The organism is Halococcus sp. IIIV-5B, assembly GCF_003602035.1.
Classification (GTDB): domain Archaea; phylum Halobacteriota; class Halobacteria; order Halobacteriales; family Halococcaceae; genus Halococcus; species Halococcus salsus.
The window spans coordinates 1-463 of the sequence record NZ_QZWE01000075.1; the positions used below are offsets into that span (position 1 = coordinate 1).

Here is a 463-nt window from a genome sequence, read left to right on the forward strand (position 1 = left end):
GCCGGCAGCGTGCGAGCGCCGGTAGAGCCCCGCGCCGACGGCGACCGTCCCGAGCGCACCGAGGCCGAACGCGGCGGGCGAGACGGCGAGCGCGAGCGTGCCGACCGCTCCCGCGACGACCGCGACCCCCTCACTCAGTCGTGGCGGCGACGGGTCGATAGCGTGGCTCACCGCGAGCCTCCGGCGCGTGCGAGCGCCACCGCGATCGGTTCGTCGTCCCAGTCGATCACGGGGATCCCGGCGGCCCGGAGTTTCGAGAGCCGGACCCGGCGTTCGGTTCGTGCGAGTTGACACCCCGGCGTGTCGGTCGCCGTGGGGTCGGGGCTCACGACGCTCACGCGGTGGCCACCGACGTCGAGCCGCCGGACCAGACGCACGAGGGCGTCGTCACACACCGGCGAGCAGACCACGACCTGCGCCCGCGCGGGGAGGCGTCGTCGGAGCCGCCGGAGCCGTATCGAGG

1 pseudogene is annotated in these 463 nt (G+C 75.6%); it reads right to left on the reverse strand.

The annotated features are described in order from the left end of the window. Positions 1-167 precede the first annotated feature (167 nt). A pseudogene (locus D3261_RS19440) lies at positions 168-463 on the reverse strand (DUF58 domain-containing protein); the annotation flags it as partial.